At 69.0% G+C, this 6,382-nt stretch carries 5 protein-coding genes; 2 read left to right on the plus strand and 3 right to left on the minus strand.

From position 1 onward, the window contains the following. Both ACFO60_RS40515 and ACFO60_RS40520 read left to right on the plus strand, forming a co-directional pair. Nucleotides 1-550: RICIN domain-containing protein (locus tag ACFO60_RS40515; RefSeq protein ID WP_380852784.1), on the plus strand; the 550-nt coding region annotated here is incomplete at its 5' end. Between the two features lie 112 nt (nt 551-662). Next, nucleotides 663-2,261: a glycoside hydrolase family 27 protein gene (locus ACFO60_RS40520; protein ID WP_380852787.1), complete on the plus strand. Its 1,599-nt coding sequence runs from the start codon at nt 663-665 to the stop codon at nt 2,259-2,261. Nucleotides 2,262-2,366: 105 nt separating this feature from the next. On the opposite strand, the gene ACFO60_RS40525 is transcribed toward ACFO60_RS40520, so the two are convergent. From ACFO60_RS40525 to ACFO60_RS40535, 3 genes are all read right to left on the minus strand, one after another. Further along, a complete protein-coding gene (locus ACFO60_RS40525; protein WP_380852790.1) occupies nt 2,367-4,277 on the minus strand; it encodes a ricin-type beta-trefoil lectin domain protein in 1,911 nt (636 codons plus the stop codon). Between the two features lie 282 nt (nt 4,278-4,559). Further along, nucleotides 4,560-6,125 carry an arabinofuranosidase catalytic domain-containing protein gene (locus tag ACFO60_RS40530; protein WP_380852793.1) on the minus strand — a complete coding sequence of 522 codons (1,566 nt, stop codon included), beginning with the start codon at nt 6,123-6,125 and terminating at the stop codon, nt 4,560-4,562. Nucleotides 6,126-6,213: 88 nt separating this feature from the next. Then, nucleotides 6,214-6,382: RICIN domain-containing protein (locus ACFO60_RS40535; RefSeq protein WP_380852796.1), on the minus strand; the 169-nt coding region annotated here is incomplete at its 5' end.

The following is a 6,382-nucleotide window of genomic DNA, read 5'->3' on the forward strand; positions in this document are numbered from 1 at the left end:
CGCCGCGCTGACCACCGCCGACCTGATCGACGGCATCCACCCCACCTCCGGCGGCTACGACAAGATGGCCGCCACCTGGTACAACGCCCTGCTGTCGGTCCCCGGCACCATCGGCCAGCCAGGCGGCACCCCCAGTCCGACGCCGACGCCCACTCCGGGCACCGGCACGGGCGCGATCAAGGGTGTGGGTTCGGGCCGCTGCCTGGACGTCTCCGGCTCGTCACAGGCCAACGGCGCCCAGGCGCAGATCTACGACTGCAACGGCCAGGCCAACCAGCAGTGGACCGCGACCGGCTCGAGTGAGCTGCGGGTGTACGGCGGCAAGTGCCTGGACGTGAACGGCGGAAGCACCGCCAACGGCGCCACGGTGATCATCTGGGACTGCAATGGGCAGAACAACCAGAAGTGGCGGTTCAACGGCGACGGCACCATCACCGCCGTCGGGGCGAACAAGTGCCTGGACGTGCCCAACAGCGCCACCGCCAACGGCACCAAACTCGCCATCTGGTCCTGCAACGGCGGCGCCAACCAGCGTTGGACCCGTACCTGAGACCCCCACCCCCCGAGTCTGAGCAGGTACCCGAGCGCCCCCCGCTTCCGGGACCTTCGAGAACGCCGGGCGGATCACCCGGATCTCCCGATCCCAGCAACAGAGGAATCAGATGCGAAGAATTCTTGGATTGGCGCTGGCGGCGGTAGTGGCCGCCGGCTCCCTGGTCGCGCTCGGCGGCGAGAGGTCGCCGGTCGCCGCTCTCGAGAACGGTCTGGCCCGTACCCCGCAGATGGGGTGGAACGACTGGAACAGCTTCTACTGCAACGTCAACGAGACGCTCATCCGGCAGAGCGCGGACGCCATGGTCTCCAGCGGCATGGCGGCGGCGGGCTACACCTACGTCAACATCGACGACTGCTGGTCCACCATGAGCCGCAACTCCAGCGGGAACCTGGTGCCCGACCCGCAGAAGTTCCCCAGCGGCATGAAGGCCCTGGCCGACTACGTCCACTCCAAGGGGCTGAAGCTCGGCATCTACTCCTCGGCCGGCACCACCACCTGCGCGGGTTACCCGGCGAGCCTGGGCCACGAGCAGCAGGACGCGAACCTGTGGGCGTCCTGGGGGATCGACTACCTCAAGTACGACAACTGCGGCGACCACCAGGGCAGGAACGGGCAGCAGCGGTACACGGCCATGCGGGACGCGCTGGCCGCGACCGGGCGTCCGATCGTGTACAGCCTGTGCAACTGGGGCCAGGAGAGCGTGTGGACCTGGGGGATGCCGGTCGGCAACTCCTGGCGCAACACCGGTGACATCGGGTCGAACTGGAACTCGATCATGGGAATCCTGGACCAGCAGGTCGGGCTCGACGCGTACTCGGGTCCGGGGGGCTGGAACGACCCCGACATGCTGGAGGTGGGTGTCGGCTCGGTGACGGGGACCGAGGGCCGGGCGCACTTCAGCCTGTGGTCGCTGCTGAACGCGCCGCTCATCGCCGGGAACGACATCCGCACGATGAGCTCCGACACCCGCACCATCCTCACCAACACCGAGGTCATCGCGGTCAACCAGGACTGGGGCGGCCGGCAGGGCCACAAGATCAGCGACAACGGGAACCTGGAGGTCTGGCGCAAGCCGATGTCCAACGGCTCGGTCGCGGTCGTGCTGCTCAACCGGGGCACCTCGACCTCGACGGTCTCCACCACCGCCTCCGCTCTGGGGCTGGGGTCGGCGGCCTCCTACTCGGTACGTGACCTGTGGGCGCACACGACGTCCTCCTCGTCCGCGACGATCAGCGCGTCGGTGCCCGGGCACGGGGCGGCCATGTACATCGTGACCGGAGGCGGCATCGTCACGCCGACTCCCACGCCCACTCCCACGGGCACGGGTGGGATCAGGGGCACCGGTTCCGGCAGGTGCCTGGACGTCACCGGCGGCTCGCAGGCCAACGGCGCCCAGGCGCAGATCTACGACTGCAACGGCCAGGCCGGCCAGCAGTGGACGCCGACCGCGAGCGGTGAGCTGCGGGTCTACGGCAACAAGTGCCTCGATGTGTACAACGGGGGCACGGCCAACGGCACCAACGTGATCATCTGGGACTGCAACGGGCAGAACAACCAGAAGTGGCGGTTCAACGCCGACGGCACCATCACCGCCATCGGGGCGAACAAGTGCCTGGACGTGCCGAACAACGCCACGGCCAACGGCACCAAGTTGACCATCTGGTCCTGCAACGGCGGCGCCAACCAGCGCTGGACCCGCACCTGACCGATTCTCACAGCGTAAGGCCCGAGGCCGGCCGGATGTGGATCGCACATCCGGCCGGCCTCGGGCGTTCATGGGGGAGGCGGGTGGTGCCCGCCGGTCACCGGGTCAGCTCCTGGTCCACTTCTGGCTGCTCGTGCCGGTGCAGGACCACAGCTGGACCTTGGTCCCGTTGGCGGTCCCGAAGTTGCTCGCCTCCATGCACAGGTTGGACTGCACCCCGGTGATGGTGCCGTCGCTGTTGACGTTCCACTGCTGGTTGTTCTGGCCGTTGCAGTCCCAGATGATCACCTGGGTGCCGTTGCTGGTGCCCCGCCCGTTGGCGTCCAGGCACTTGTTGCCGTACACCTGCAGCTGCTTGCCCGAGGTGTAGGTGAACCGCTGGTTGGTGCCGCTCCCGCAGTCCCAGAGCTGGAGCTGGGTGCCGTTGGTCGTGGTCGAGTTCGGGACGTCCAGGCACCGGTTGGCGTTGACGTTGCGCAACACCGATGTCGACCCGCTGGTCGGGGTCGGGGTCGGGGTGGGGGTCGGGCCGGGGTCGGAGGAGGGGGGAAGCAGGGTGATGGTGAAGGTGTCGTCGATGGCGGTGTGCGGCAGGTTGACCGTCGTGCCGTTGCCGGACAGGGTCACCACGGAGTTCTGGACGGTGACCGGGCCGGTGACGGCGCCGCCGCCGTTGTAGGGGATGCGCTCGGTGAGGACTCTCACCTGGTTGTTCTCGACGATGCCGCTCGTGGTGTCCAGGCGTTGCAGGTTGACGGCGACGTTGCCGGTCGTGGTGCCGCCGCCGACCAGGATCTTGGCGTTCCCGCTCGCCTTGGTGGCGAACGCGTCGTAGTTGGCGCTGGGGGTGACCGAGACGGTCTGACCGGTCTGCGAGCCGTAGAAGCGGTAGGCCCACCATTCGCCCTTCGGCTGGTACTGGCCGGAGGAGTTGTGGACGAGCAGGTTGCCGAGGTCGTTGTGCAGGTTGTTCCCACCGGCCCAGTTGGCGCGCAGGCCGTCGGCGCCGGCCCTTTCCAGGCGGGCGATGTACCAGGCGCCGTCGGCGGGGTTCTGCTCGTTGGACGCCCCGTACTCGTTGATCTGGTACGGGCGCGAGTGCGGGATGCCGCGGGAGTTCAGGGTGGTGTTCGCGGTCGCCACGTTCGACACCGGGTCACCGGGCAGGGAGTGCCAGCTGATGATGTCGGGCACCACGTTGTTGGCCTTGATGTAGTCGAGGTACTGGGTCCACCAGCCGCCCGTCGACGGCACGCCGGCCAGGCTCGGGCCCACGATCGGCTGCGACGGGAACGCGGCCCGGACGCGCTGGTAGGTGCGCCGCCACAGTTCGAAGTACTGCGACTGGGGGCGGTTCCAGAACAGCGTGATGTTGGGCTCGTTCCACAGGTCCCACTGCACCGGGGCGCCCGTCGCCTGCACGTCGCTGATCAGGCGGGTGAGGAAGTTGTCGTAGTCGGTCCAGTTGCCGTTGTCGCCGGGGAAGCGCGAGATCGGGTAGCCGTCGGCGCCCCACAGGTCGTGGACCAGCAGGACGAACTCCCCGCCCAGGGAGCGGGTGCGCAGCAGCTGGGCGCGGGTGGCGTTCCACCGGCGGTCGTACTTGCCCGACACCCAGCCGCCCGGGCTGTCGAGCTGCGCCCCGCCGGCGCGCATGTACCGGAACTTCACGTCGGTGAAGTAGTTGGTCGGCGGGTTCGCCCCGTTCTCGGTCATCCCGTAGATCCAACCGGAGGCCCGGTAGGTCGGAGAGCCGCCGCCGGCGGAGAAGTCGACGGAGATGGACTGGTCCGCGGCCTGGGCCGGCGAGGTGGCCGTCACGATGGGTCCCGCGACGAGCGCGGCGACGGCGAGGAAGGCGGCGATCCCGCTGCGGCTTCGGCGCCGCCCGCCGGAAGTGACGTCGGCACGTGACTCCTTGGCCACGAGGGGGTGGGACGGGTGGACGGGAGGCGCCGGTCGCGGTGGTGTGGAGCGCCACAGGCGGGCTCGGCGGACGATGTCGCCGACGGTCATCTCGGACTCCTTCACTAGGGGGGCTGTGCGCCCATGTGAGCGGCTCGGCTCCATGAGCGGGAGGCGTTTCATCCCAGGATGTCCTGCGTCGAATCGATTCGAACGCAGCCTAGGTTGCGCCGAGAAGCGATGTCAATGGCGTGTCATTGACGTGAAGACGCGGTTTCCAGGGCCCTTTCCCGCGCATGCCGGAAAGCCGGCCGGCCGGTCCCATGACGAACCGATCGACCGGCGTCCGAGCCGGTGAGGGCCCGCTCGCGTGGTCGGCGAGCGGGCCGGCGGTCAGCGGTAGCCGGCCGCCACGATGTTGGCCTGCACCGCGTTCTCGGTGGCGTCGGAGGGGTACCCCGCGACCATGGCTCCCTCGTAGAAGGTTCCCGCGCTGAGGTTGGCGCCGCCGTCGGGCTTGCAGCAGTCACCGCCGCTGCCCAGGATGATGGCCCCCTGCTTCTTCATGGGGTTGTATCCCGAGGGAAGCGAGCCGTCGTACAGGGTGTACAGGCTGCCCGACTGCGCGTCGCTCCCCTTGAGCGCGAACCGCGTCGTCCCGTTGTTCTTGAGCACCGCGGTGACGAACTTGCTGGTGAACGCCCGCTGGTTGGGGTTCCAGGACTGGCTTCCGCCGGGGAACAGGCCCCACTCCAGGTCCGCCTGGACCCAGGGACCGCTGCCGGAGCATCCGCCGAACCAGCACTGCCTGCTGAAGTTGATCGCGTCCATCGCTCCCGCGGCGTCGGCCTTGCGCGTCGTCTCGCTGTTGCCGTAGTCGAAGCAGCAGCCGCTGTTGACGTGCGTGCCGCTGGTCACCATGTACATGCCCTCGGGCGCGCTGCCGGTCGGGACGCCCGTCAGGTGACCGTCCCTCCAGTAGCTGTTACCGGGGTTGATGTACAGCGAGTACGCCTTGTTGCCGCCGGCCGTCAGCGACTCCGTGGTCGCGGTCGCGGGCTTGCTCTGCGGCGAGCCGGGGACCACGCTCGATCCCTGGTACCACAGGTCGTTCCCTCGCCCGGACTGGTCGTAGACGACGGTGACGACACAGGTGGTGCCCGAGCAGAACGAGTCCTGGGCCGCGGCGTTGGCGTAGCCGCCCGCGCTCAGCAGGCCGATGTTCCTGGTCGTGTTGTCGGAGGAGCGCCTGACCTGGTACAGGTTGCCGTTGTAGCTGCCGAGGAGCGCCCGCACCATGCTGTGCGCGGCCACACACGGCGTACCGCCCGAAGCGTAGATGTCGCACGGGCGCGCGCCCGGGGGCGGGGGCGTGACCGTGGGCGTGGCCGTGGGCGTGGCCGTGGCCGTCGGCGTCGGCGGCGGGGTCGGGCCTGAGGTGAGCCACTTCTGGTTGTTCTGCCCGTTGCAGGTCCACAGGATGACGGCGGTTCCGTTGGTGGTGCCGGCCCTGTTGACGTCCAGGCACAGACCCGACTGGACGCCGGTGATGGAGTAGTCGGAGTTCTTCCGCCACTTCTGGTTGTTCTGCCCGTTGCACGCCCAGATGATCACCTGCGTGCCGGGCGCGGTCTGGTTGCCGTACGCGTCCACGCACCGCGTGCCGTTCATCGTCCGCAGTTCTCCCGCGGAGGTGAGCTCGAACGCCTGGCCGGCCTGACCGGTGCAGTCCCAGATGTCCAGCGCGGTGCCCTGCGTGTCGACGTTGCCCTTCACGTCGAGGCAGCGTCCTGAAAGGGCGCTCAGCAACGGCGTCGCCGCGGCCGACGCGGGAGCCGTCCAGGTCAGCGTGGTCGCCAGCACCATGGCCAGCACGGCGGCCACGGATGCTGCGACGGCCGCCGGGGAGCGCCGCCGGGGCACGGCAGGGTCCGGCGGGGGAACGGATGAAGGCTGCATAGTTCTCCTCTTCGGGGGGGTGAACCGGCGTCACCTGCCGGCCGGAGCCGGGGGCGGTCGCCCGCCCCCGGCGAAGACGTTCCGTATGTCAGGTGCGGGTCCAACGCTGGTTGGCGCCGCCGTTGCAGTCCCAGATGGCGAGTTTGGTGCCGTTGGCGGTGGCGCTGTTGGGCACGTCCAGGCACTTGTTCGCCCCGACGGCGGTGATGGTGCCGTCGCCGTTGAACCGCCACTTCTGGTTGTTCTGCCCGTTGCAG

This window comes from Sphaerisporangium dianthi (assembly GCF_042654065.1).
In the GTDB taxonomy this organism is placed as follows: Bacteria; Actinomycetota; Actinomycetes; order Streptosporangiales; family Streptosporangiaceae; genus Sphaerisporangium; species Sphaerisporangium dianthi.